General features: G+C 61.8%; 25 protein-coding genes and 1 pseudogene. 17 read left to right on the forward strand and 9 right to left on the reverse strand.

The features are described from left to right. Positions 1–166 precede the first annotated feature (166 nt). Both AC07UB_RS17685 and AC07UB_RS17690 read left to right on the forward strand, forming a co-directional pair. Positions 167–838, forward strand: coding sequence for a glutathione S-transferase family protein (locus AC07UB_RS17685; protein ID WP_492790760.1), 672 nt, complete (start codon positions 167–169; stop codon positions 836–838). Between the two features lie 209 nt (positions 839–1,047). Then, entirely contained in the window at positions 1,048–1,227 is a 180-nt protein-coding gene (locus AC07UB_RS17690; protein WP_492790761.1) for a hypothetical protein, read from the forward strand. 179 nt (positions 1,228–1,406) lie between these two features. Here AC07UB_RS17690 and AC07UB_RS17695 read toward each other — a convergent pair whose 3' ends face one another. Both AC07UB_RS17695 and AC07UB_RS17700 read right to left on the reverse strand, forming a co-directional pair. Then, the gene (locus AC07UB_RS17695; protein ID WP_492790762.1) at positions 1,407–1,763 is read right to left on the reverse strand and encodes a DMT family protein; all 357 of its coding nucleotides are present in this window, start codon (positions 1,761–1,763) and stop codon (positions 1,407–1,409) included. A gap of 299 nt (positions 1,764–2,062) precedes the next feature. Continuing rightward, positions 2,063–2,442 (reverse strand): annotated as a pseudogene (locus AC07UB_RS17700) (YkvA family protein). Between the two features lie 97 nt (positions 2,443–2,539). On the opposite strand from AC07UB_RS17700, the gene olsA reads away from it, so the two are divergent. Continuing rightward, complete coding sequence (olsA, locus tag AC07UB_RS17705) at positions 2,540–3,385, forward strand: lyso-ornithine lipid O-acyltransferase (RefSeq protein WP_494654283.1); 846 nt, start codon at positions 2,540–2,542, stop codon at positions 3,383–3,385. Between the two features lie 11 nt (positions 3,386–3,396). Further along, positions 3,397–4,338: an aldo/keto reductase gene (locus AC07UB_RS17710; RefSeq protein ID WP_492790764.1), complete on the forward strand. Its 942-nt coding sequence runs from the start codon at positions 3,397–3,399 to the stop codon at positions 4,336–4,338. On the opposite strand, the gene AC07UB_RS17715 is transcribed toward AC07UB_RS17710, so the two are convergent. Both AC07UB_RS17715 and AC07UB_RS17720 read right to left on the reverse strand, forming a co-directional pair. Then, the gene (locus AC07UB_RS17715) at positions 4,339–5,580 is read right to left on the reverse strand and encodes a DUF1501 domain-containing protein (protein WP_492790765.1); all 1,242 of its coding nucleotides are present in this window, start codon (positions 5,578–5,580) and stop codon (positions 4,339–4,341) included. A gap of 2 nt (positions 5,581–5,582) precedes the next feature. Beyond that, a complete protein-coding gene (locus tag AC07UB_RS17720; protein ID WP_492790766.1) occupies positions 5,583–7,079 on the reverse strand; it encodes a DUF1800 domain-containing protein in 1,497 nt (498 codons plus the stop codon). 108 nt (positions 7,080–7,187) lie between these two features. On the opposite strand from AC07UB_RS17720, the gene AC07UB_RS17725 reads away from it, so the two are divergent. Then, positions 7,188–7,418 (forward strand): cysteine-rich CWC family protein, encoded by a 231-nt coding sequence (locus tag AC07UB_RS17725; protein ID WP_492790767.1) that lies wholly within the window; start codon positions 7,188–7,190, stop codon positions 7,416–7,418. A gap of 86 nt (positions 7,419–7,504) precedes the next feature. Here AC07UB_RS17725 and AC07UB_RS17730 read toward each other — a convergent pair whose 3' ends face one another. Together AC07UB_RS17730 and AC07UB_RS17735 are read right to left on the reverse strand one after the other, a co-directional pair. Then, on the reverse strand, positions 7,505–8,206 hold the full coding sequence (locus AC07UB_RS17730; protein ID WP_494654280.1) for a glutathione S-transferase family protein: 702 nt from the start codon (positions 8,204–8,206) through the stop codon (positions 7,505–7,507). A gap of 4 nt (positions 8,207–8,210) precedes the next feature. After that, positions 8,211–8,915, reverse strand: coding sequence for a glutathione binding-like protein (locus AC07UB_RS17735; protein ID WP_492790769.1), 705 nt, complete (start codon positions 8,913–8,915; stop codon positions 8,211–8,213). Positions 8,916–9,171: 256 nt separating this feature from the next. Between AC07UB_RS17735 and AC07UB_RS17740 the strand changes: the two genes are divergently transcribed. The 3 genes from AC07UB_RS17740 (at position 9,172) to AC07UB_RS17750 (ending at position 11,261) form a co-directional block, all read left to right on the forward strand. Then, the gene (locus AC07UB_RS17740; RefSeq protein ID WP_492790770.1) at positions 9,172–10,284 is read left to right on the forward strand and encodes an MBL fold metallo-hydrolase; all 1,113 of its coding nucleotides are present in this window, start codon (positions 9,172–9,174) and stop codon (positions 10,282–10,284) included. A 50-nt stretch (positions 10,285–10,334) separates the two neighbouring features. After that, the gene (locus AC07UB_RS17745; RefSeq protein WP_492792690.1) at positions 10,335–10,937 is read left to right on the forward strand and encodes an SCO family protein; all 603 of its coding nucleotides are present in this window, start codon (positions 10,335–10,337) and stop codon (positions 10,935–10,937) included. A 96-nt stretch (positions 10,938–11,033) separates the two neighbouring features. After that, on the forward strand, positions 11,034–11,261 hold the full coding sequence (locus AC07UB_RS17750) for a hypothetical protein (RefSeq protein ID WP_492790771.1): 228 nt from the start codon (positions 11,034–11,036) through the stop codon (positions 11,259–11,261). Positions 11,262–11,354: 93 nt separating this feature from the next. Here the strand turns inward: AC07UB_RS17750 and AC07UB_RS17755 are convergent, their stop codons facing one another. Continuing rightward, positions 11,355–13,337, reverse strand: a complete 1,983-nt coding sequence (locus AC07UB_RS17755) for an alkyl/aryl-sulfatase (protein ID WP_492790772.1) — start codon at positions 13,335–13,337, stop codon at positions 11,355–11,357. Positions 13,338–13,490: 153 nt separating this feature from the next. On the opposite strand from AC07UB_RS17755, the gene uvrB reads away from it, so the two are divergent. From uvrB to AC07UB_RS17770, 3 genes are all read left to right on the forward strand, one after another. Next, complete coding sequence (uvrB, locus tag AC07UB_RS17760; protein ID WP_494654761.1) at positions 13,491–16,406, forward strand: excinuclease ABC subunit UvrB; 2,916 nt, start codon at positions 13,491–13,493, stop codon at positions 16,404–16,406. Positions 16,407–16,482: 76 nt separating this feature from the next. Continuing rightward, positions 16,483–16,848, forward strand: a complete 366-nt coding sequence (locus AC07UB_RS17765; protein WP_492790773.1) for a hypothetical protein — start codon at positions 16,483–16,485, stop codon at positions 16,846–16,848. Positions 16,849–17,263: 415 nt separating this feature from the next. Beyond that, positions 17,264–17,626: a tRNA-binding protein gene (locus tag AC07UB_RS17770; RefSeq protein WP_492790774.1), complete on the forward strand. Its 363-nt coding sequence runs from the start codon at positions 17,264–17,266 to the stop codon at positions 17,624–17,626. 28 nt (positions 17,627–17,654) lie between these two features. Here AC07UB_RS17770 and AC07UB_RS17775 read toward each other — a convergent pair whose 3' ends face one another. Beyond that, positions 17,655–17,834, reverse strand: a complete 180-nt coding sequence (locus AC07UB_RS17775; RefSeq protein WP_492790775.1) for a hypothetical protein — start codon at positions 17,832–17,834, stop codon at positions 17,655–17,657. A 114-nt stretch (positions 17,835–17,948) separates the two neighbouring features. On the opposite strand from AC07UB_RS17775, the gene AC07UB_RS17780 reads away from it, so the two are divergent. Next, positions 17,949–18,740: a hypothetical protein gene (locus tag AC07UB_RS17780; protein WP_492790776.1), complete on the forward strand. Its 792-nt coding sequence runs from the start codon at positions 17,949–17,951 to the stop codon at positions 18,738–18,740. Between the two features lie 129 nt (positions 18,741–18,869). Continuing rightward, the gene (locus tag AC07UB_RS17785) at positions 18,870–19,322 is read left to right on the forward strand and encodes a nuclear transport factor 2 family protein (RefSeq protein WP_492790777.1); all 453 of its coding nucleotides are present in this window, start codon (positions 18,870–18,872) and stop codon (positions 19,320–19,322) included. A 23-nt stretch (positions 19,323–19,345) separates the two neighbouring features. Here the strand turns inward: AC07UB_RS17785 and AC07UB_RS17790 are convergent, their stop codons facing one another. Then, on the reverse strand, positions 19,346–20,626 hold the full coding sequence (locus AC07UB_RS17790) for a serine hydrolase domain-containing protein (RefSeq protein WP_494654276.1): 1,281 nt from the start codon (positions 20,624–20,626) through the stop codon (positions 19,346–19,348). Between the two features lie 179 nt (positions 20,627–20,805). Here AC07UB_RS17790 and AC07UB_RS17795 point away from each other — a divergent pair, with 179 nt between their 5' ends. From AC07UB_RS17795 to AC07UB_RS17810, 4 genes are all read left to right on the forward strand, one after another. Then, entirely contained in the window at positions 20,806–21,051 is a 246-nt protein-coding gene (locus AC07UB_RS17795; RefSeq protein ID WP_492790779.1) for a hypothetical protein, read from the forward strand. A 236-nt stretch (positions 21,052–21,287) separates the two neighbouring features. After that, complete coding sequence (locus AC07UB_RS17800; RefSeq protein ID WP_492790780.1) at positions 21,288–21,719, forward strand: nuclear transport factor 2 family protein; 432 nt, start codon at positions 21,288–21,290, stop codon at positions 21,717–21,719. Between the two features lie 257 nt (positions 21,720–21,976). After that, a complete protein-coding gene (locus AC07UB_RS17805; RefSeq protein ID WP_494654273.1) occupies positions 21,977–22,891 on the forward strand; it encodes a hypothetical protein in 915 nt (304 codons plus the stop codon). Positions 22,892–23,067: 176 nt separating this feature from the next. Then, the gene (locus tag AC07UB_RS17810) at positions 23,068–23,478 is read left to right on the forward strand and encodes a hypothetical protein (protein WP_492790782.1); all 411 of its coding nucleotides are present in this window, start codon (positions 23,068–23,070) and stop codon (positions 23,476–23,478) included. Positions 23,479–23,557 lie beyond the last annotated feature (79 nt).

Consider the following 23,557-nt stretch of genomic DNA (forward strand, 5'->3'; position numbering starts at 1 on the left):
ATCCTGATGGATTTGACTTTTTCTAACCCCGAGGCCTTGCAGCACGTAGCGCAGGACCTCATTGTTACATCGCCTTGGGGTCGGGTCCGGCTTCGAATTTTGCTTCGCGCCGGTCATCGCCGGATGGCTTCACGAAAGTCGGCCCGGAGGCGTCACGAAAGTCCGCATGTACAAACTCTACTCGATGCAGCGCTCCGGAAACAGCTACAAGGTCCGCCTTGCGCTGGCGCTGTTGAACGCGCCGTACAAAGCCATCGAGGTCGACATTCTGCGCGGCGAAAGCCGCACGCCGGAATTTCTCGCGCGCAATCCAAGCGGTCAGGTGCCGCTGCTGGAAGTCGCGGAGGACCGCTATCTCGCCGAATCCAATGCGATCCTCTGGTACGTCGCGGTCGGCACCTCGCTCGCGCCGGAAGACCGCATCGCGCGCGCGCAGGCGTTGCAATGGATGTTCTTCGAGCAGCATGCGCTGGAGCCCAGCGTCGGCGCCGCTTATTTCTGGCTGGTGCTGGTGCGCGGCGGGCGCGACCTGCAAACCCATTCGCTGGAAGACTGGATGGAGCGGGGCTACGCCGCGCTGCGCGTGATGGAAAATCACCTCAAGACCAACGACTATTTCGCTGCGGGACATCTCACGGTCGCGGACATCGCGATGTACGGCTATACCCACGTCGCCAACCAGTGCGATTTCGACCTTTCGGGGTATCCGTCGGTGAGGGCCTGGCTCAAGCGAGTGGAACAGGAGCCGCGATTCGTCACGATGGCCTGGAAGCCAGCCGAGGTCGCAGCGCCCGAAACCGCCCCCGGCACCGAGACCGGCCTCACCGCCGAAGCCTAGTTTCCCGGACCTGAAAGCCGGCGCAGGCTGCGCGGGCCCGATCATGCTCAAACCCGTGTGGGATTACGGGGATAGCGGGCATAACCGTTTTATTTTGTTGATGTTACCCCGGTTTTGCCACGTTTGGCGCTTCCGCGCCGCAAATTTGACAGCGATTCCTGTGATTTTCCCGACAGCGGTGATTCGCCGCCTTATGAGGACTCACGACCATGATTCGGTCGACCGTTTCAGGAATTGGTTTTGAACTGAAGTCTGTGCGCGTTGCGTCGTCCAGATTGACGAATGCCGTTGTCGCCTCGCTGGCCATGGCGGCGCTGTCGCTGTGCGTGATCGTCACCCTCACGGCATTGTCGATCAGGGCCGTGGCCGCCACGCCGATCGTCGGCTAAGGCCCGACCCGTTTCCCCTGCGCGCCTGTGATGTCCCGCGACCGCACGATGATGCGCGCGGGTGGAGATGCACGGATGAAAACGCCGGTTGTTGTGGTTTCAGCGTCGCTTACGCTCGCGATCATCCTCGTTGCAGGATTTCTGATCGCGACGCAGGCGCGCGGCCATGATTCCGGCGATCACGACCACTTGTGGAAGATGAAAAACGCGCCGGCGGCGATGAAGGCAAAACCGATCGCGTGATTCCAGCCGAGCGGCTCCCTCAGATACAGCACCGAAAATCCGGCGAACACGACCAGCGTGATGACTTCCTGCATCGTCTTGAGCTGCGCCGCCGAATAGACCGCGCTGCCCCAGCGATTGGCCGGCACCGCAAGCCAGTACTCAAAGAACGCGATACCCCAGCTCACCATGATGACCAGCGGCAGCGAGGATTCCTTGAACTTCAGGTGACCGTACCAGGCGAAGGTCATGAAGACGTTGGAAGCCAACAGCATCAGGATCGGCAGCAGATAGGGCGACATCGTCGTGGGCATGGATAACCTTTCGGGCTGAACGATTTCACAGACTCTGAACCGGAGCGTTGCACGCAACAAGCCCACGATGCCGGCCCCGCAAAGACGGGCATTCAAAGGATCAAATATAACGCCCTGTGGACAACCTGCCCTGTCACAGCCCTGTAACCATGCCTGCCTAGCCTCCGGATGCGCTCGATCCGTCCCCCGTCACAGATCGCGCGTTCAGGCGGTCCCCGGTCGCGTAAATCCCCTCTGCGCTGTATCCGGCCGGGGCCGCATCTTTTTTGTAAAACAGAATAGAGACGGGTCTGTCGTGGTCATGCGGCGAGATAGCGGCAAGCAAACCATCCCGTTAGCGCGATGGATGTCACCCATATGCCGACAATCACACAGGCTGCGGCACGGCTGACCGGACGATCCAAAGCCAATGCCGCCGCATCGCGATGCTCCGCCATGATCTCCTGCGGATCAACTTGAGAACAAGCATGATGCCGAGCGGGACAATGATGAGGTCATCCAGATAACCCAGCACCGGAATAAAATCGGGAATGAGGTCGATGGGCGAAAAGGCATACCCCGCGACCGCCACGGCCAGCGCCTTCGCGTGCCACGGAACGCGCGGGTCGCGGCTCGCGAGGTAAATGGCATCCACGTCCCGCTTGATGGCACGCGCCCAGCTTTTCAATCGCTCGATCATCCGGGAACTCTACCGCTTTTGCGGACCGCTCATCACCCGTTATAATCTGACATCTTCCGCGTATGAACCGAGCCACGCCTTTGCAAGACCCGTCCTCATGATCCGCGCCCTTCCCGTCATCCTCATTCTTGTTGGTGTCGCCTTGCTGCTGCTGCCGTTTCAGCTGGCCGGCATCCTGCTCAACAACCGGCTGCAACGCATCGTGCCGAACCTGTTTCATCGCGCAGCCTGCGCGATCATCGGCATCCGGATCACGCAGGTCGGCGCACGCACGCAGGAAAACCCGGTGCTGATCCTGTCGAACCATGCGTCATGGCTCGACATCATCGTGCTGAGTGCGATCGCGCCGGTAGTGTTCGTCGCAAAGTCGGAAGTCGCGAACTGGCCGCTGTTCGGCTGGCTGGCGAAATTGCAGCGCACGATTTTCGTGGAACGCGAGCGGCGTCACAAGACCGGCGACGCGGCGCGCGCGATGGGCGACCGCCTGCAAGGCGGCGATGCCGTCGTGCTGTTTCCCGAAGGCACGTCCAGCGACGGCATCCGCATCCTGCCGTTCCGCTCGGCGCTGATCGGCGCCGTCCATCACACCATCGGCGACTCCACGCATCACGATCGCGTCACGGTGCAGCCGGTGTCGATCGCCTACGTGCGCTACGGCGGCGTGCCGGTCGGGCGCGCGCTGCGCGACAAGGTGGCATGGTATGGCGAAGCCGAACTGGTGCCGCACCTGCTCGGCGTGCTGTCGTCGGGCGCGGTCGACGTCACGGTAAGTTGGGGCGATGCCGTGGGCTACGGCATGACCGCGGACCGCAAGCAGATCGCACGCGACGCGGAAGCCGCGGTGCGGCGGATGACGGCGCGCGCTTTACGCTCGCCAGCGGCGCAGCCGTCAGGTACGGAAGAAGCGGCGGCGACCGCCGTTCCGGCGCTCGAACAAACCTGACGGGAAAGATCATGGACATCAGAAATCTCGGCGGCTCCGGCCTGCGCGTGTCCGCTGTCGGCCTCGGCTGCAACAACTTCGGCCAGCGCACCGACCTCGAAACCTCTCGCAAGGTGATCCACAAGGCGATCGATCTCGGCATTACGCTGTTCGATACCGCCGACATCTATGCCGGGCGTGGTGGCTCGGAAACCGTACTCGGGCAAGTGCTGGGCGACCGCCGCAAGGACATCGTACTGGCGACAAAATTTTCCAAGGCGATGAGCGACGACGGCACCAAGCAGGGCGCGTCGCGGCGCTACATCATGAACGCGGTGGAAGACAGCCTGCGCCGGCTGAAGACCGATTACATCGATCTCTACCAGCAGCACGACTTCGATCCTCTGACGCCGATCGAGGAAACGCTGCGCGCGCTGGACGACCTGATCCGTCAGGGCAAGGTGCGCTACATCGGCTGCTCGAATTTTCCGGCATGGCGCATCGCCGAGGCGCAACTCACTGCGCGTGGCATCAACACCCATGCCTTCGTGTCGTGCCAGGACGAATACAGCCTGATCGTCCGCGACAATGAGAAGGATCTGTTTCCGGCCGCGGAGGCCTACAATCTCGGCGTGCTGCCGTTCTTCCCGCTGGCGAGCGGTCTGCTGACCGGAAAATACAAGCGCGGCGAGGCTGCTCCCGCCGATACGCGCTTCGCCAAGGCGCCCGCTTTGCTCAATCGCTACATGTCCGAAAAAAATCTCGACATCGTGCAGAAGCTGCAGGAGTTCGCGACCGCGCACGGCAGGACCATGCTCGAACTGGCGTTCTCATGGCTGGCAGCGCGGCCACAGGTGTCGAGCGTGATCGCCGGCGCCACCCGCGTCGAACAGATCGAGCAGAACGTCAAGGCGATCGACTGGAAGCTGACGGCGGAAGAGATGGCGCAGATCGACGGGATTACCAAGGGCTGATCAAACCACCAGCCCCTGCATCGCCTTCACCGCACCGCTATCGGGAAACACAGCTTCGGCCAGCACCCGCTCGCCGAGGCCGAGGTGATCGCGCAGCACGCCCTTGATGACACCGCGCAGATCGGTGGTCGGCTTCAGGTCGCGATTCTCGTAAAGATTCGCAAGCTTCAATCCCGGCCAGTCGGAAATCACCCGGCCGCCGTTGACCGCGCCGCCCGCAAGCAACGCGATAGTGCCCGTGCCATGATCGGTGCCGTCGGTGCCGTTGATACGCGCGGTGCGGCCGAACTCGGTGGCGACCACAATCACGGTATCGCGCCAGCGCTCGCCGAGTCCGCTCTCGAATTCCGCCAGCGCGCCGTCGAGACCCGACAGCAACTGCGCCAGCCGCCCGACCGGCCCGCCTTCGTTGGCGTGGGTATCCCAGCCGTCGAACGCCAACGCCGCAATGCGCGGGCCATCGTCCGCCGCCATCAGGCGCGCGGCACCCTTGGCCGCGAGCTTCATCGCACCAACGCCGTTCATGCCGGGCTTCGGCTTCATGCCGTCATCGTTGGCGGCGATCTTGTCGATCTGCAAACCTTGCGACAGCGCCGCAGCCAGCGCCGGATCGCGATGGTTGTAGAGATTCACAAGGCGCATCGCAGTGTCATCGGCGGCCTGTGGAATGTAGGGCGGCACCCACCCCACCGTCGGCGCGGCGCCGCGCAACACCAGCGGCGTGGTCGGGCCCACTGCAAGACCGCTCATGACCCGCTCCCCGCGCGGCAGCGCTTCCAGCGCGCGGTTGAGCCAGCCGCTCTGCACGCGGCCGGGGCCGGCCAGTCCGCTTTCCAGCACGTCCTGCCCGTCGAAATGCGAACGCTCGCGATAGGAGGTCGCCACCGCATGAACCACGGCGGCTTTCTTCTCCTTGTACATCCGCGCAAAAGCCGGCATCGCGGGATGCAGCGCAAAGAATGAGTCCAGCTCGGTCGCGGCGTGCGGGCCGTCGCGCGTCAGCGCAATCGAGCCATGCAGACCGGCGTAATCGGGATCGCCGACCGGCGCCACGGTGGCAAGGCCGTCCAGCGCGCCGCGCAGGATGATGGTGACGAAGCGCGGATCGCGGCCGTCTTTCGCCCGCGCGAATTTCGGCAAATAAGCCCATGCGGCGAACGTCGCGCCGCCCATCAGCAGCGCGCGCCGGGTCAGTCCGCGCGGGGTGTGGCTTTCGCAGCAATCCATCAGGACGTTCGACATGCTCATCTCCTCTGGAATTCCGGCGACATCAGCAACAGCGCGAACGCCTGCTGCTTCGATTCCGCGCGCTCGATGGTCTGCCGTGTTTCGGTCGAGGCCGCCTCGCCCGCCACGACATCGAGCAACGCCCGCGGATCGACAGTATCAGCGATGCGCGACGAAATCTGCGACGCGATGTCGAGTCTCAGCTTGAGCCCTTCCGGCGCGGCCCATGCCGCATTGGTATCGGCAAATCCGTTCGGACCGGCGGGCGTCCACAGCGGCTGGCCCAGCACGTTCAGCCCGCCGAGATAGCGCTGCGGGTCTTCAGGAATGCGCCCCATCATCCGACCGGCAGCGACCAGATACTCATACGGCATCCGGATCTTGGTCATCGGCGCCTGCCACGCCTCGTCGGCATCGACCAGCGCCAGTGTCATCGCGCGCAGGTCGCCATCGGTCTTACGGAACGTGCGTTCGAGTATCGCCACCAGCGCGGGCTTCGGGTCGTCATCAACAAAATGCCGCGCAAATTTCGTCGCGATGAATTTCGCGGTCGCCGGATGCCGCGCGATGTCGGCCAGCGCGGCCTCGCCCTGCCCGACGCCGGTGTCGTCATAGACCTTGCCGAGCAGCTTTTGCGGCCCCGGCTCATGTGCGTTGGCGTTGAAGATGAATGTGCCGGGCGCTCCGATCTTTCCCTCCCTGCCCGCGAAGGTCCAGCCGGTGATGATCCGCGCCAGCGAGGTGACGTCGGCCTGGGTATAGCCGCCGTTCACGCCGAGCGTATGCAGCTCCATGATCTCGCGCGCAAGATTTTCGTTCAGGCCCTTCTTGCGATTTTTCCCTGCGCGCGAGTCCGGTCCGATCGACTGCTGGTTGTCGAGAAAGAAGATCATCGCCGGATGCTGCTCGACAGCGCGCAGCATATCGCCGAACCGTCCCAGCACGTGCGGGCGGATCGCTTCGCGCTCGAACGCGCCGGCCCATATCCGCGCCAGTTCGCCCTTGTTCGCGGAAATGCAGAAATGGTTCGACCAGAACGCCACGAGGCGCTCGACGAATCCGCTCTCGGTCATGGTGGCCCGCTGAATCCGTGCCAGCGCCTCGGCGCGGAAGGTTTTCTGAATGATGTTGAGCGGCTTCGGCGGCTCCTTGGGCTTTGCTGCATTCGGCTGCATCGCATCGGGCGACATCATCGTGCTGGCCGCCGGATCTGTTTTCGCCGTGGCCTGCGCCTCCATCGCGCCGTCGCCCGGCATTTTCGCCTGCGCCGTTTTCGCCGCGGCCTCGCGCTGCTGCTTCACGTCTTTCTGATAGTCAAACACCGCCTGCGCCAGCTCCGGGGTCCCTTGCAAACCCGGGGAATCGAGCAGCGCCGCGTTGGGCCGGCCCAACTCCGCCTTCACGAAGCCGCGAGGATCGGATGCCGCGCTGGTGAAATCACTGGCCGCGCCCCCGCGCGCGCCAAGGCCAAACCGGTTCAGTGCGATGAGAGCGCCTTGCGGGTCGCGCGCCATGCGGAAATCTCGCGGTTGTACTCGCCGACGCAAAGGCCAATACTGCGCCGGTGGTCAAGACTATGATCGCTTCCGGCCTGAACGTCACATGAAGGATTCGACAAAATCGTGAATGGCATCGTGACAAAGCCGACAGGAAAGGCTGCAGCGCAGCGGGCGTTGAATTGCCCGCGCTGCGGAACCGCGTTCACCTGCGACCTCTCCGGGCATTGCTGGTGCATGGACGAAACCGCCAAGCTGCCGATGCCTGCCGAAGGCGAAGACTGCCTGTGCCGGACCTGCCTGCGCGCGGCGGCGGAAATACAGGAATCTCTACCCGTCATTCCGGGGCACGAGTGAAACGAGCGAACCCGGAATCTATCTTTTATGTCGTTCTGAATTCCGGATCAGCCCGCTTCGCGGACCGTCCGGAATGACATTTAATTTTACACCGTATAACCCGGCGAATTCCGCGCCATGCCGCCGAACGCGTCGAGCAGCCGTTCGCGCCATGCATAGATCGGATCGTCTTCCTTCAGGAGCTTGAACGCGCTGGTCGCGCGCGCCCATTGAAACGGGCCGAACACGATGTAATCGGCGTAGTTCGGCGCGTCACCGCCGAGATAGGCCTGCGTCTTCAGCGTGAGGCGCATCGGCATGAGGCTTTTGCGGAATTCCTCGACGGCCATATCCCGGGCGGCCGCCGCCTGCTCCAGCGTCTTGCCGAGACGCGCTTCGCGGGTCTTGCGGAAATAGACCTGATCGGCCGGCCGCAGATGGTCATGAATGTCGGCAGCGATCATCGGGAAAATGCCGCCGACCACGGCAATATCGCCCCACCAGTTCAGCATCTGGCCCATGGCGCGGCCACCCGCGCCGCCAAACAGCGATGGCCGGTCGGGATAGGTGTCTTCGAGATAGTTCGCGATGGCCCAGGAATCCGCGACGGATGTATCGCCGTCGAGAAACACCGGCACCTTGTCCGACCGGTGCGGCGCGATCGCATCCTTCTCGGTGAAGCGCCACGGAATCGTTTCCGCGTTCAGATCCTTGTGCGCCAGCGCCATGCGGATGCGCCAGCAATAGGGACTGAACACCCGCTCCGGATCGGTGCCGCACAGTTCGAAAAGCTTTCGCGCCGCGGTCATCGTCTCAACCTTTCACGACGGAAGCGGTCTGTCCGAACAGCACCTTCTTCTGTTCGTCGGTAAACGTCTTGCCGATGCTGGGGTTGACCTTCGGTCCCTGTTCATAGGCGCGCACCGTCGCGGGCCGGGCGCGAATGGCCTCGAACCAGCGCTTGAGATGCGGAAAGTCCTCCAGCTTCTGGCCCTGCCGCTCATACGGCACGATCCACGGATAGGCCGCCATGTCGGCGATGGAATACTCGCCCGCGACATAGTCACGATCCGCGAGGCGCTTGTTGAGCACGCCGTAGAGCCGGTTGGTCTCGTTGACATAGCGATCGATCGCGTAGGGAATTTTCTCCGGCGCATAGTTGCTGAAATGATGGTTCTGTCCGGCCATCGGGCCGAGGCCGCCCATCTGCCACATCAGCCACTGGATCACGTCAAAACGCTTGCGCAGGTCCGCGGGAAGAAACTGGCCGGTCTTCTCCGCGAGATAGATCAGAATCGCACCAGATTCGAAGATCGCCACAGGTTTGCCGCCGTCCGCAGGGGCCGGATCGATCATCGCCGGCATGCGGTTGTTCGGCGAAAACGCCAGAAACTCCGGCTTGAACTGATCGCCCGTGCCGATGTTGACCGGGTGAATCGTGTAGGGAACGCCGGTTTCTTCGAGGAACATCGTGATCTTGTGACCGTTCGGCGTTGGCCAGTAATAGAGATCGATCATCTCGTTATCCTTGGATTGGAAACATCGGGCAGGTGCCGCAAAGTCAATGCGATTGCATGAAACTTGCGCTTCGCGCCTGCGAAGTCAATGCCGCCCGGCACATATCAAATATATTTCATTCGTTCTAAGCTTGTGATCGTGGAAGATTTTCGTCGCTCCGATCAAAACTAAGAACAGTCCCTCTCGCGTCCCGCAGATAGAGTTCCGGCAAATCCGAACTTTAGTCAGAAAATTTTGGGGTCAGGAAAGGTCGACAATGACACAACAATTCGCACGGCGTGATTTTCTAAAGCTTTCGACGGCGATGGGGCTGGCCGCGACCGGCGGTTTCTCCTGCATGGGAGTCGCCAATGCTGCGCCGATCCAGGTGCCGACCATCGACAAGCTGTCGATCCGCGTGCTGGTCGATCAGCAGCACGACCAGTTCCTGAAAGGCAGCACCGTGAACGGTGTCGTTCACGAAGGACCGGGCGGCGGGCGCAGCGCCGACGCGCGCAACGTCCTTCACAACGAATGGGGCCTGTCGCTGTTTCTGGAATCGCAGCGTGAACAAGATATCCGCAACATCCTGCTAGACTTCGGCTACACCTCGCCCGCCATCATCAACAATATCGGCCTGCTCAAGGTCGATCCGGCGAAGATCAACGCGCTGATCGTCAGCCACGGCCATATCGATCACTACGGCGGCCTGATCGGCTTTCTCGAAAAATATCGCAGCGTGCTTCCGCCCGACGTGAAGCTTTATGCCGGCGGCGAGGATAATTTCTGCCATCGCGTCAGCCGCGCTTCCACTGGCCAGTTCGGCGAAGGCGGCGTGCTCGATCGCAAGCAGATCACGGCGCAGAAGGTGCAGACAATCCTGTGCGAGACGCCCACGGTGATCGAAGGCCACGCCTTCACCACTGGCAAGATCAAGCGCAACAGCGTCGAAAAAATCCTGCCGAACACGTTCGTCGACTACAAGCCGGAAAGCGCGGGCTGCGACTACGGCCACTACACCGCCGCCGAACTGCAAGGCAATTTCGTTCCGGACGAGCATGTCCACGAGCACGCGACATGCTTCAACATCCGTGGCAAGGGCCTTGTGGTGATTTCCTCCTGCGGCCATGTCGGCATCGTAAATTCGGTGCGGCAGGCGCAGGAAATCTCTGGCGTCCAGAAGGTTCACGCCGTGGTCGGCGGATTCCATCTCGGACCGGCGCCAGCTGACTATCTCAAGCAGATCGTCGGCGAGATCAAGGCGCTCCAGCCCGATGTCGTCATTCCGATGCATTGCAGCGGACTGAACTTCCTGCTCGAAGCGCGCGCACAGATGCCGGACAACGTGATCAACGTCTCGACCGGCAGCCGCCTGCTCTTCAGCGCGTGAGCACGAGTGGTCTCCTTGCGAGGTTAATCGCGAAACGCGGCGCGGCGGTGATCGCCGCGCTGCTGTTCGGCTTCTGGATTGCCGCGCCCGCGTCGGCGCAAAGTTCATCCCGCTCCGCAGCCGAACTGATGGACGCGGTGATGTGGAATCGCGAGCCAGTCGGCGGCGCGTTTGCGCTCAAGGATCAAACCGGAAAGGTCCGCACCGACGCCGACTTCCGGGGCCAGCTCATGCTGGTCTACTTCGGCTTCACCTATTGTCCCGACATCTGCCCGACAGATCTGCAAGCCATCGCGCTCGCCATGGATCAGCTCGGCGCGGACGCCGCAAGCGTCCAGCCGCTGTTCGTCACGCTCGACCCCGAGCGCGACACCGTCGAACATCTCGCGCAATACGTGACGCTGTTTCATCCGCGGCTGATCGGACTGACCGGCAGCATCAAGGACGTGTCACAGGCCGCCGACGCCTACCGGGTCTATTACAAGCGCGTCTCAACGGGACCGAAGCCGGACGACTACACCGTCGACCATTCGGCGTTCATCTATCTGATCGACCGTGACGGAAAATATCTCGGCTTCTTTCCGCCGGGCACCGACGCCGCGAAAATGGCCGGGATGATCCGCCCGCATCTGGCCGGAAAGCCCGAACGATAGCGCGGTTCCGGGAAGCCCATCTCTCCCTTCAAACAGGAACAACTGGCTTTCTCGAAGGTTCAATGCCGGGGACACATACCAACCGGAGGAACCATCATGAGGAAATTTGTTGTTTTGTTTGGTGCTGTAGCGATGCTGGCCAGCGCAACCTACGCGCAGGCGGCGGAATTCTATGTCGTTCAGGACACGTCCACAAAGAAGTGCACCATTGTGGACAAGAAGCCGACAACGACAACGACGGTCGTCGTTGGCGATAGCAAGGTGTTCACGACCCGCACCGAGGCAGAGGCGGGCATGAAGACCATCAAGGTCTGCACGAACTGATCTTTTTCCGGAAGGGGACATGTGTCCCCTTCCTTTTTTTCCTCGAGCGAACGCGCGCCAGGACCGCAGGTGGCGCCGCTGAGGCGTGACGTCCTATTCCACCGCCGCCTTTTTCGGCTCCACGATCTCAAACCCCGGCGAGAATTCATCGAGCATCCCGAACAGTTCGCGCAGCTTCAGCGGATTGCCGCCGACCGACACATCGCCGGTCAGCACGCTACCGAGAAACGTCCGTTGCTTGAGCGTGATGGCGTCGAGCGCGGCGCGGGTCAGCGTGACGCTGGCGTCGGCCTTGTCCGAGAGCTTGCCGGACGTGTGCGTCAGCGCGGAGTTCTCAAGGTTCATCACATAGGTTTCGTTGAGGTCGGTGAAGATCCAATTGATGACGATGGTCTTGCCTTCGGCTTTCGCGGCGTTGAGCCGCACGCCGAGGACATCGAAGGCGAGATCGATCGACACGCCCTTCAGCAGATCGGCATTGGCCGTTGACGGCGCCTGCTGGCCGACGCCGTTGCGCAGTTCCAGCGCGCCGAACAGATAGGCGTTGCGCCAGGTCGCCGCCTCGCTCTGGTAGCCGAGTTGCTCGAGCGCATCGGCGCCGAGATCGCGCGCCTCCTTGTTGGCAGGATCGGCGAACACCACCTTGCTCATCACGCTGGCGACCCAGCGATATTGTCCCGCCTTGAAGTCGTCGCGCGCACGCTTGATCGTGGCCTCCGCGCCGCCCATGTACTCGACCTGCTTCTTCGCCTCCTCCGCGCGGGGCAGCGGATTGAGATCGGCGGGATTGGCATTGTACCAGCCGAGATAGAATTGATAGACCGCCTTGGCGTTGTGGCTCAGCGTGCCGTAATAGCCACGCGACGCCCAGTCGTTCGCCAGCGACGGCGGCAGCTTCAGCCGCTCCGCGATCTCCGTCGATGTCAGACCGTGATTGAGCAGCCGCACGGTCTGATCGTGGATGAATTTGTAGAGATCGCGCTGTTTCTTCAGGAACGCCACGATGCGCTCGTTGCCCCACATCGGCCAGTGGTGCTGCGCAATCACGATGTCAGTCTTGTCGCCGTAGCGTTCGATTGCCTCGCTGATGTAGCGCGACCACAACCGGCCATCGCGAATCTCCGCGCCGCGGATGGTGTAGAGATTGTGCATGTTGTGGGTGGCGTCTTCCGCCATGTTCAACAGCTTGAACTGCGGGAAATACATGATCATCTCGGACGGCGCTTCGGAGCCCGGCACCAGATGAAATTCGATCTCGACGCCGTCGATCGTGCGCGTCTCATAGGATTGCCTGATGAGGTCGTTCGGTGGAATCAGCGAAATGGTGCCCCTGGCAAGCGCTTTGCCCAGACCGGTATCAATCTGCGCCTTGTCGCCAACCGGCAGCGCGCTGCCGAACTGATACTGCGCGCGACGCGCCATCGCGTTGCCGGCGATGACATTCTCCGCGACTGCATGCTCCATGAACTTGTCCGGCGCGATCACCTTGACCTTGCCGGACTTCGCATCGTCCTCGCTGATGACGCCTTTCGCCCCACCGAAATGATCGGCGTGGCTGTGGGTGTAGATCACGGCAGCGACGGGCCTGGCCGGGCGGTTCTTCAGGTAGAGATCGAGCGCGGCCTTCGCGGTCTCATTAGACAGCAGCGGGTCGATCAGGATCAGGCCGCTGTCGCCCTCGATGATGGTGAGATTGGCGATGTCGAGACCGCGCACCTGATAGACGCGCTCGGTGACCTTGAAGAGGCCGTTGATGGCATTGAGCTGGGCCAGCCGCCACAGGCTGGGATTGACCGTCGGCGGGACCTGATCGTTCTTCAGGAAATCGTATTGCTTGGTGTTGAAGGCCGGCCTGTCGCCGGGGCCGGGAATGATGCCGTCCGGCAGCGTCGCGATGAAGCCGCGCTTGGCATCCTCGAAATCGGCGCGGTCGCTGAAGGGCAGCGCCTTGAGGAAAGTGTCGTTGACCGCGCGGCTGGCGGGCTCGGCGTCTTTGGACTGGGCGAAAGCGGATGAAAGGGGCGCGATGGCCAACAGGGTGGCGGCCAGCAGGCTGGCGATGCGCGACGATGGCATAAGAAGCTCCCGGACTGTCGCGTGGTCCTCGGCACGTGCCACGCGCTAGTTCCAGCCTATCAGGGCAACCGCGTCAATTTCATCGCAAACTTCATCGAGGCCGACGAAGGAATTGCCCTTTTCTGGTCCCGCTTCGCATCCCATATTCCGCCCATGGCGAAGAAACCCGATTCCCCGAAGAAGTCCTCCAAAACCCCAAAATCGAAAGCACATCGTCCCGATGTGCAGCCGATCGGGCCTGCGCTGGCGGAATTGCTGAACCCGGCGATCAATCGCGGCGAGAGCGGAATGGGATCGGGTACCGGCTTGCAGCCGCCGCCGGACAATTCCAAGGATCGGCGCTCCGGCGGCGAAGCCGCGATCCACCGCGCCCGCGCCTCGACGCCAAAGACCGTCGGCGACGACACCGGTCCAAGGCAGGGGTTTGAGGAAGCGCCACAGGCCAATTACGGCACCAGCGCGCCGATCCCGACGCTCGATCCCGAACTGGCGAAGCAACTCGGTTACACCACCGAGGAAGAAGACGCAGCCGCGATGGCCCGTCCGCCGCGCAACAAGATGGAAGCGCTGGGCGTGCAGGCCACCGCCGATGCGCTGGAAGCTTTGGTGCGCGACGGCCGCCCGGAATTCCGCGGCGAGAATGGCGAAGTCAAAATCTGGGCGCCGCATCGCCCGCCCCGTCCGGAGAAGTCCGAAGGCGGCGTGCGTTTCGAGATCAAATCCGAGTATGAGCCGAAGGGCGACCAGCCGACCGCGATCAAGGAACTGGTCGAGGGCATCAAGCGCAACGACCGCACGCAGGTGCTGCTCGGCGTCACCGGCTCCGGCAAGACCTACACCATGGCGCAGGTGATCGAGGCCACGCAACGGCCCGCGATTATTCTCGCGCCGAACAAGACGCTCGCCGCGCAGCTTTACGGCGAGTTCAAGAACTTCTTCCCCGACAACGCGGTGGAGTATTTCGTTTCGTATTACGATTACTACCAGCCCGAAGCGTATGTGCCGCGCACCGACACCTACATCGAGAAGGATTCCTCGATCAACGAGCAGATCGACCGGATGCGCCATTCCGCGACGCGCGCGCTGCTGGAGCGCGACGACGTCATCATCGTGGCGTCTGTGTCGTGCATCTACGGTATCGGCTCGGTGGAAACCTACACCGCGATGACCTTCGCGATGAAAAATGGCGAGCGCATCGACCAGCGCCAGCTCATCGCCGATCTGGTGGCGCTGCAATACAAGCGCACCCAGGCTGACTTCACGCGCGGCACCTTCCGCGTGCGCGGCGACACCATCGACATCTTCCCGGCGCACTATGAAGACCGCGCTTGGCGCGTGAACATGTTCGGCGACACCATCGAGACCATCGAGGAGTTCGATCCGCTCACCGGCCACAAGCAGGACGAACTGGAATTCATCAAGGTCTACGCCAACTCCCATTATGTGACGCCCCGCCCGACGCTGATTCAGGCCATGAAGAGCATCAAGGCCGAGTTGAAATGGCGGCTGGAGCAGTTGCACGATCAAGGCCGTCTGCTCGAAGCGCAGCGGCTCGAGCAGCGCACCACCTTCGATCTCGAAATGATGGAAGCGACCGGAAGCTGCGCAGGCATCGAGAACTATTCGCGCTATCTCACCGGCCGCAAGCCGGGCGAGCCGCCGCCGACGCTGTTCGAATATGTGCCCGACAACGCGCTGGTGTTCGCGGACGAGAGCCACGTCACGGTGCCGCAGATCGGCGGCATGTTCAAAGGCGACTTCCGCCGCAAGGCGACGCTGGCCGAATACGGCTTCCGCCTGCCCTCCTGCATGGACAACCGCCCGCTGCGGTTTGAAGAGTGGGACATGATGCGCCCGCAATCAGTCGCGGTGTCGGCGACGCCGGGAAGCTGGGAATTGAACGAAAGCGGTGGCGTGTTTGTCGAGCAGGTCATTCGTCCGACCGGCCTGATCGATCCGCCGGTGAACATCCGCCCCGCCCGCACGCAGGTCGACGACCTCGTCGGCGAAGTGCGCGCCACGGCGCAGGCGGGCTATCGCTCGCTCATCACCGTGCTCACCAAGCGCATGGCGGAAGATCTCACCGAATACCTGCACGAACAGGGCATTCGCGTGCGCTATATGCACAGCGATATCGACACTATCGAGCGCATCGAAATTATCCGCGACTTGCGGCTTGGCGCGTTCGACGCGCTGGTCGGCATCAACCTGTTGCGCGAAGGCCTCGACATTCCGGAATGCGCGCTGGTCGCCATTCTCGACGCCGACAAGGAAGGCTTTCTGCGCAGCGAGACATCATTGATCCAGACCATCGGCCGCGCCGCGCGCAACGTTGACGGCAAGGTCATTCTCTACGCCGACCAGATTACCGGATCGATGGAGCGCGCCATCGCCGAAACCGATCGCCGCCGCGAGAAGCAGGTCGAATACAACACACTGCACGGCATCACGCCTGAAAGCATCAAACGCGACATCGGCGACATTCTCGGCAGCGTCTATGAGCGCGACCATGTGCTGGTGGACATCGGCGGCGGCGGTATCGCGGACGACGTCATGAGCATCGGCCACAATTTCGAGGCGGTGCTTGCCGATCTCGAAACGCGGATGCGGGAAGCGGCCGCCGATCTGAACTTCGAGGAAGCCGCACGGCTACGCGATGAAGTGAAGCGACTGCGCGCGACAGAACTCGCCGTGGTGGACGACCCCACCATCAAGCAGCGTGGTGTCGCGGCAAAGGCCGGCGCCTATGCCGGCAAGAAAAAGTACGGCGACGCGGCGAACTTGCCGGCGCAACTGGACAAGGCGGCGCGCAACAAATCCCGCGTCCACAAGCCGGACCTTGACGAGATGGGCATCGCCTCATGGCATGAAGTGAAGCCGGACCGGAAAAGTGTTGCGCGGCCCCGCAAGCCGACACTGGACGAGATGGGACCCGGCACCGAGAGCAAGGTTTTCCAGCCAACCAACTCGCGTCAGTCCGGGCCGGAGTTTTCAGGCCGCTCTAGCGGCCCCTCTCCGCGCTCCACGGGCGGCACGCCGGGCAAGCGCGGCGGATGGAAGAAGCGGTAGGCACGTGTTTGCAAAGCCCCCTATGCGCCTGCTAGGTCATTCCCAGATGTCTGTATGTCACCTGGGGATTGATTAAATGGCCGACGCCGATCTCGATGCGCTCATCCGTCAGCTTGCAAAGCAACAGAACAAGGCCCTGACGGCTGCCGTGAAAAAACGGCGAGACCGCACTATCGCCCTTGCAGCCAAGGCCAAGGACGCTGGGAGCAAGCTACATTACCGGCAGCTTGCGAAAGACATTCTTGAAATCGGCACGGCCACCGTGAAGCGGCTTCAGATGTCCGCCGACAACGCTGCTTACAGCTATGCGCGGTCCATCCGGCAGGCGGTTGAAACCGCCGCCGCGAAGAAGGCGGATGCAACCGCCAGGCAGGCAAAAAAGAGCGCGAAGAAAGCCTCCAGGAAGACCGCTAAAAAAGCGACCGGCAAAGCCAAGGCCTGATCGCGCGCGCTTGTGATACAGCGGATCTCTCAGACGATCTGTCGCTGAAGGCGCGCCGAGCGGACATCACAAATCACGCCGCCGACGTTTTCGTCGCCACGTTGTTGGCTTACGCCTTCAAATTTGCGCCGCGTCATCGCGGGCTTCTCCGAGAAACCTCGGTGCGCCGGACTGGACGGATTAAAGTGATCATGCTGTCGCTGCGTTAAGGACAGCAGTCCATCGTCCCGTCGGGAGCAAAAATATATTAGCACCGGAAGCAATTCTGTCTATCCCGAACGTTGATGAGTTTGCGGACACCTTGCCCACGTGGATTCTCTCATCTAGACAACAATATATTGTAGCGAAGCCATGATGTTCCTTCCGCTACGCTGAAGATGTAGACGCATCACACCCGGCAGTTCGAACGCGACCGATGAATGTGACCTCCGCTCCCATCACCTACGACGACTTCGCCAAGGTCGAACTTCGCGTCGGACGCGTTCTTGACGTGCAGCCGTTTCCCAAGGCGCGCAATCCGTCGTGGAAAGTGCGCGTCGATCTTGGAGAGCTTGGCGAGAAGTGGTCGAGCGCGCAGATCACCAACTACACCGCCGGGCAACTGGTCGGCACGCTCGTGGTCTGCGTCTGCAATTTTCCGCCGCGCAACATCGCAGGCTTCATGTCCGAGGTGCTGATCCTCGGCGCGCCCGCCGCCGACGGCAAGATCATCCTGCTGTCGCCGCGCAAGGATGATAAAGGCAGCGACATCGTCGCGCCCGGCGCAAAGATTTTCTGAGACGACCGGGCTCCTCAGATCGCAAAAATTACCCGGACCGTCGGTTGGATGTGTTCTGCTTGACGTTGGCGTGATCGCCTTGCTCGTCGATATTCCTCTTTTCGTCGTCGCGATGCCCTTTGGTGGTATCGACCGGAGCCTGCGCGGCGCTGCTCGGCCCCTTGTCGCTGCGATTGTCTTCCGGAACGCGCGGAACGGTCTTGTTCATGTCGGCTCTCCTGCTGGATCAATATGACAACGCGATCCGGGATCGGCCGTTCCTTGTTTATGCTGCGGCGAATAAGCCGATTGTCCGGCTGGTCAGGCGAATCCTTCTGCCGCCTTGGCGTATGCCGTGATTTCTTTTATGACTACGGCACCAAGGATCCAGGACGGAACCAAGAAAATGCATTTGCGTATGGCAAGTCTCGGTACGCTGCTGGTTCTGCTCGTCGCCTTCTGCGCATCCGATGTCTTGATTGCAGAAAAAGCCTTGGCCAGAGAAAAAGCCTTGGCCAGAAAAGCCGAGAAGCCCGCCAAACCATCCGAGCCGCTGGCGCAGGATACGCCGCTCAACACTCTGAAGGATGCGCCGAAAGCTCCATCCCTCGCCTGCGAAGGCGCGTTCGCCAAGGACACCACCCACGCGAAGCTCGTAACGGAGTTCGGCGCGAAGCACGTCGCTTTCAAGGACGTCGAACTTTCAAGCAACGTCCTGACCAAGGCCAGTGTGATTTTCGACGAGGATCCGACCAAACGTGTGGTCGTCTTCTGGAAAGACGACAAGACCCGCAGCAAACCGGCGTCCATTTCCATCGAGGCCCCGTCGACTTGGACGGGCCCGGGCGGAGTACGCAACGGGCTTACGCTGAAGGATCTGGAAAAAGCCAACGGCACCGGCTTCAGCGTGACGGGATTTGGCGGGATCAATGGCGGCGTCGCGTCGGGGCTCAAGGGCCCATTCGTGGATCTGCCCGGGGATTGCACGCTGAAAATCAAATTCGAGCCGGGCATCGCCAATCCGTTGCCGCCGCGCTTCGCGTCGGTGACAGGGGACCAGTCGATCGCCTCGAAAAATCTCGTACTGCGCCGGGTACGCCCGCAGGTCTCCCAATGGAGCGTGAATTACCAGTGATTGCCCCACGCATCGCGCCCTGAAAAATCGCAAATAGATTGGAGAGACTTCGTTAAACCTTGCGGCAAAGGCAGCTTGCTCCCCGCGCGGTTCCCACTTACGGAACCGCCAGCTTGGGGAGACACTGCAATGAATAACGACCGGTCCGAACACTGTGTGCGGACTTTTATCGAATCTTTTTACGCCGGTGACGCCGCACGCATGGCAGAATGCTGCGGCGACGCATTTACCTCGCTCACCTACGCACCTGTCGAAATCTTTCCGCATCTTGGCCTCAAGAAGGGCAAGGAATGGATCGCCGAGTCGATCTGGATTCAGCAGGAGCACTACTCCGACAGACGCCATACGATTGATTTTATCGTCGCGGATGAAACGAAGGCCGCAGCCTTCGTGCAGGCGACGCTGAAAAAACGCGGCGATCAGCGCGTCATCAGGCTGAATACCGGGGATTTCTTTACGCTGCGGGACGGACGCATCGTGGAGCACCACTCACTGTTCGATTCCTTCGATCTGGTACAGCAGTTGCTCGGCCACGACCTGACCGATGAATTCGCCGCACGCGTGAGATACGCAATGCGATAGCTGGGCAGAAGCCCTGCCGGATCTCAGCGCGCCGCCGAAACGCCGAGTTCCTGCACCAGCCCGAACCATAGCGCGAACATCTCACGCGCCGCCGGATCCTTGTTCGGTTTCAGCCGCACGGCGGTATGCACCATCACCAGCTTTGAGGCGGGATCGACGAAGATCGCCTGACCGTTCGCGCCGAGCGCCGCAAAGATCCGCCGTTTCCCCGGCACGATCCATGTTTGATAGCCGTAACCAAGGTTCGGCGTCGCCACACGTGGCGCGCGAAATGAATCCGCAGGCGCGGTGGTCGCTTCCATCACCCACGCTTGCGGGATGATTCCGCCGCCGTCCCTGGCGAGCAAGAGACCGAAGCGGGCATAGTCGCGCAGCCGCGCGGCCAGACAGCACCAGGCCTGCTCCTGATTGTGACCATCGACGGTCCAGCTGGCTTCGTCTTCTGCGCCCATCGGCTTCCAGATTTTCTCCGATAGATAGTCTGCGAGGCGCTTTCCGGTTGCGGCCATTAGCACAAGACCCAGAACCTCTGTCTCGGTGCTGGCATAGGCGAACCGGGTCAGCGGCTGCGCCGTGCGGTTGTTGTAGCGCGCGAGGATCGTCCCGGCGTTCGGCAGATCGGAGCGACGCAGGTCGCGGCTGAACTTTCCAAAATCGTCGTGGCCATCATAGGCTTCGGAAAACGCCACGCCCGAACTCATGGTCAGCAGCGCGCGGAGCGACGTCTGGCCATAGGCACTTCCCTTCAGTTCGGATACATAGTCCTGCGCCATGTCATCGATGGAGCGAATCTTGCCGTCGTTCACGGCAATCCCGACCAGCATCGCCACCATGGTTTTCGCCATCGATTGCGAAACGAGACGATCGGTGTCGCGGCGGCCGTATTGATAGCGCTCGAACAGGATCGTCGAATCCTTCACGACCACAAGTCCCGTCGCCGGATGCCGCGCCAGATAGCGATCGACCGTGCTGCGCTCGCCGTTGAAGTCGTAGTGCCAGACCATCCGGTCGCAGTTGCGCGCCAGCGGCAACGGCGTGTCCGGCTGCAAGACGACATGGGCCGGCAACAGCTTGTCGAAATTGCTGAAGGTCGCGACCATGCGGTCCTGACGGGTGCGATCCGCGATGGTGCCGAGCGGATAGTTCTGACCAGCGCCGTAGGCTTCTGCGTCCGGCCCCGACATCGAGAACGACGGCCCGCAGTCCGTGTCTTTCGCACCGGATGCGGCAGCACCGGAAGCCAGCAGCAGCAATAGGATGCACGGGAGTACCGCGCGCAGCCGGCTCAAAAAGGGAAATGTCATGAACGCGTCCTGAAAATTTCTTAGTGATCTTATAAAGCGCGAAGATGACGCGGGACGGCGCAGCGTTCAAGCCGCCCTGACCCGCCGGCCCGATTTGCCTCCCCTTCGAGAATGAACCTGCTTGCCGACGCCGGCGACAACATCTGGCCGGGGGCTCGATCCCGGCCACGGGGGGTTTCATGAAGTCAGTCATTCTCGCCGCTTTCGGGACCATCGCAGGTCTCATTCTCGGCGCGGCGGTAGGCGTTCTCGCCGGAATCGCATGGGTCAACATCGTCCCGACCAGCGACTTTGAAGGACAAAGCGCGATGCTGGTCTTCTTTACGTTCGCTCCCGCTGGCAGCGTCCTCGGAGGACTCGGCGGGGCCATCTGCGCTGGCATCCTCGCTTCAAAGTCGCGCATCCGCATGGACCGCGACACCTGAGGGCCAAATCCCTTCAAAACGCTGCAATCGTTTGTGCTGACCGGCCTAATGCGAGCATTTTAGGCGACAAAGCCGCATTTTCCACATTTGTGCATTGCAATATCTGAACTTGTCCTTCGCAAGAAATCCTATACTCCAGCCCCAACAGTGGGAATTCCAGCACACCGGCACGGCGTCATTGAAGACGCCCTCTGGACCGTTTGCTGTTCAGTAATGACATTTCAGGACCAAATAAAATGACAGAGCACAGCCTCTGGCGTTTTTCACGCGCGTTTCATCGCGCACTGAACGAACGCCAGTTCGACCAACTTGATTCCGTTCTCGACGATAACGTCGACTGGGCGATCTACGGCCCTATCGACATGTTTGCCTTCTTCGGCGCCCGGCGCGGCAAGAGAGCCGTGATCGATGTCGTGCGCCAGATGTCAGATCTCGTGCAGCTTCATCGCTTCGACCGCGAGTCGATCATGCTCGGCGACGACACCGCCGCGTCCCTGATGCGATACTCGCTGACGCCCACGAGGTCGGGCAATCCGATCAGCGTCAGGGTGGCACATTTCGCGCAGTTCAGGGGCGGCCGCCTCACCAGCTTGCGCGCGCTGGTCGACACGTTCGACCTGGTCGAGCAGACGCTGGGCCGTCAGATTCATCTGCCCCAGATTGCCTGACGTCGCGTCGCTGCCGCGAAGCTTCAATCGTTTCAAATGCCCCACTCCCCCGTGGGGCATTTTTGTTTGCGTCACAATCAATCGCGCGATCACGGCGGATTGAACCCGCGCAGACACAATTGCGACAAACGTCATTGAGACATGGTCTGATCTCGCCGGCGTGCACGAACGCGCGCGGGCCATGCCGAAAGGTGATATTAACCTGCGTCGTTCCAGATCAGCCAGGATCGATTGACGAACGCCGCGGACGACATGCAATGCCCCCGAGACACCCGCAATCCGCCTCATCACGCGCCTGGACATGGATCGCACTCGCGATCGCGGGCAACCTGTGCGTTGCGACGGCCGTTTTCGCGCAGACCGTGGACGACATTTTTTCGCAGACAACAAACGAGACGCCTGTGGAGGCTGCCGAAACGGCCGCGCCGGATGACATCGATCCGGCGACTGTCGACTGGAGCGTACTCAATACCGATCCCACGTCGCCCTATGAGACGCCCGCGGCGATCGGACAGAAAGCGGCCGCGGTGCCCGGCGGCGACGCATGGTCATGGAGCCGCTCCGACAAACCGGACGGATCGTCCGCCGTGGCGATCAAACAACCGCTCACGCCGTTCTGGGATACGCGCGTCGGCGCAGATCTCAACGTCACGACCCGGACACCGATGACCTCGTCGGAAGTTCTGGCGCAAAAGCTCGCGCACGACAATCAACTGTCACAGTCGACCGGCAGCGCGTGGGCGGCGATGACCGCGCCCGGCGTCGGCTCGATCTGGGACAAGACCGCCATCGAGGCGCGTACCGATCCGGCAGCCGACCAAAGCAAATTTGGAACGTCGCTGAGCAAGAAGATCCCGTTCGGCGGCGATCAGTATTCGCTCACGCTGCAAAACGGATACAATGTCACGCAACAAACCTTGGTGCCTGTGTTCGGCCTCGGCGCGTCATCGCGTATTTTTGAAACCGGACAATCCGCAAAGCTCGGAATCGCCGAAACCGGCACGAGTTTCATCGCTGGTCAAACCCACTCCACGACCGACAACAAGTGGCTGCGCACGTTCGGCGCGGAGCAAAAACTGTTCGGTGGTGTCACCGTGACCGGCTCCATCAGCGAGACCCCGGACGGTGCCGCCAACGGCAGCCTGACGGCCGGCTTCAAGCGCCAATGGTAAGTTCCGCTTAACCGGACAGCTACCATCCCGGGCATTCTCGTTTTGTCCACGGTATGAATTGACCTTCGCCCCATATTTGCCGCGTTGTGGTCACGATCGGCTGGACTGATGTACCGCTAACTCGTCGTGCGGGGGACATCCGCGCTCGCTCCAACCAGCGAAACAAGGAACAGCCGATGAATGCGCAAGCAGAGAAAACCGAACTGATGGATGAAGACAAGAACCTCGCAGCCGTTTCCGAAGTCGAGGCAGGAATTCGCGACTTCGTCCGCAAGGACGTCGCCTATCTTCGCAGGACGCCGGCCGCGCCGGGCGCTGATGCACCTGCGGATGCCTCCGCCGATGCGGCCGTCAGCAACGTCAACACGCTGATCCATCGCGTCGCCGGTGCATCGCTCAGCGAGATCGAGACGCTGATCGCGGAGCTCGAAGGTCTTCGCACACTGATGCACAATGAAGGTCAGCGCATCCAGCGCGAGCTTGCTGGCTACGCTCAGCTCGGCCAGACCGCGATGAAATCGACGCGGATGATCGCGGACAATCTGGCGCAGTGGAAACGCTCGGCTCCCGAACCGCGCCAGGACTGAACGAATTTATTCTCTGGGGCGTGATCGCCCTTGGGCAACCTCCCTGGACTAACGCCGCCTCTCCCTCGGGAGTGGCGGC

Source organism: Afipia sp. GW821-FHT04G03, from assembly GCF_059419985.1.

Bases quoted from the DNA above. Each gene is read 5' to 3' on its own strand.
- AC07UB_RS17685 (WP_492790760.1), top strand. From the start codon at position 167: ATGTACAAACTCTACTCGATGCAGCGCTCCGGAAACAGCTACAAGGTC.
- AC07UB_RS17690 (WP_492790761.1), top strand. From the start codon at position 1,048: ATGATTCGGTCGACCGTTTCAGGAATTGGTTTTGAACTGAAGTCTGTG.
- AC07UB_RS17695 (WP_492790762.1), bottom strand. From the start codon at position 1,763: ATGCCCACGACGATGTCGCCCTATCTGCTGCCGATCCTGATGCTGTTG.
- olsA (WP_494654283.1), top strand. From the start codon at position 2,540: ATGATCCGCGCCCTTCCCGTCATCCTCATTCTTGTTGGTGTCGCCTTG.
- AC07UB_RS17710 (WP_492790764.1), top strand. From the start codon at position 3,397: ATGGACATCAGAAATCTCGGCGGCTCCGGCCTGCGCGTGTCCGCTGTC.
- AC07UB_RS17715 (WP_492790765.1), bottom strand. From the start codon at position 5,580: ATGTCGAACGTCCTGATGGATTGCTGCGAAAGCCACACCCCGCGCGGA.
- AC07UB_RS17720 (WP_492790766.1), bottom strand. From the start codon at position 7,079: ATGGCGCGCGACCCGCAAGGCGCTCTCATCGCACTGAACCGGTTTGGC.
- AC07UB_RS17730 (WP_494654280.1), bottom strand. From the start codon at position 8,206: ATGACCGCGGCGCGAAAGCTTTTCGAACTGTGCGGCACCGATCCGGAG.
- AC07UB_RS17735 (WP_492790769.1), bottom strand. From the start codon at position 8,915: ATGATCGATCTCTATTACTGGCCAACGCCGAACGGTCACAAGATCACG.
- AC07UB_RS17740 (WP_492790770.1), top strand. From the start codon at position 9,172: ATGACACAACAATTCGCACGGCGTGATTTTCTAAAGCTTTCGACGGCG.
- AC07UB_RS17750 (WP_492790771.1), top strand. From the start codon at position 11,034: ATGAGGAAATTTGTTGTTTTGTTTGGTGCTGTAGCGATGCTGGCCAGC.
- AC07UB_RS17755 (WP_492790772.1), bottom strand. From the start codon at position 13,337: ATGCCATCGTCGCGCATCGCCAGCCTGCTGGCCGCCACCCTGTTGGCC.
- uvrB (WP_494654761.1), top strand. From the start codon at position 13,491: ATGGCGAAGAAACCCGATTCCCCGAAGAAGTCCTCCAAAACCCCAAAA.
- AC07UB_RS17765 (WP_492790773.1), top strand. From the start codon at position 16,483: ATGGCCGACGCCGATCTCGATGCGCTCATCCGTCAGCTTGCAAAGCAA.
- AC07UB_RS17770 (WP_492790774.1), top strand. From the start codon at position 17,264: ATGAATGTGACCTCCGCTCCCATCACCTACGACGACTTCGCCAAGGTC.
- AC07UB_RS17775 (WP_492790775.1), bottom strand. From the start codon at position 17,834: ATGAACAAGACCGTTCCGCGCGTTCCGGAAGACAATCGCAGCGACAAG.
- AC07UB_RS17785 (WP_492790777.1), top strand. From the start codon at position 18,870: ATGAATAACGACCGGTCCGAACACTGTGTGCGGACTTTTATCGAATCT.
- AC07UB_RS17790 (WP_494654276.1), bottom strand. From the start codon at position 20,626: ATGACATTTCCCTTTTTGAGCCGGCTGCGCGCGGTACTCCCGTGCATC.
- AC07UB_RS17795 (WP_492790779.1), top strand. From the start codon at position 20,806: ATGAAGTCAGTCATTCTCGCCGCTTTCGGGACCATCGCAGGTCTCATT.
- AC07UB_RS17800 (WP_492790780.1), top strand. From the start codon at position 21,288: ATGACAGAGCACAGCCTCTGGCGTTTTTCACGCGCGTTTCATCGCGCA.
- AC07UB_RS17805 (WP_494654273.1), top strand. From the start codon at position 21,977: ATGCCCCCGAGACACCCGCAATCCGCCTCATCACGCGCCTGGACATGG.
- AC07UB_RS17810 (WP_492790782.1), top strand. From the start codon at position 23,068: ATGAATGCGCAAGCAGAGAAAACCGAACTGATGGATGAAGACAAGAAC.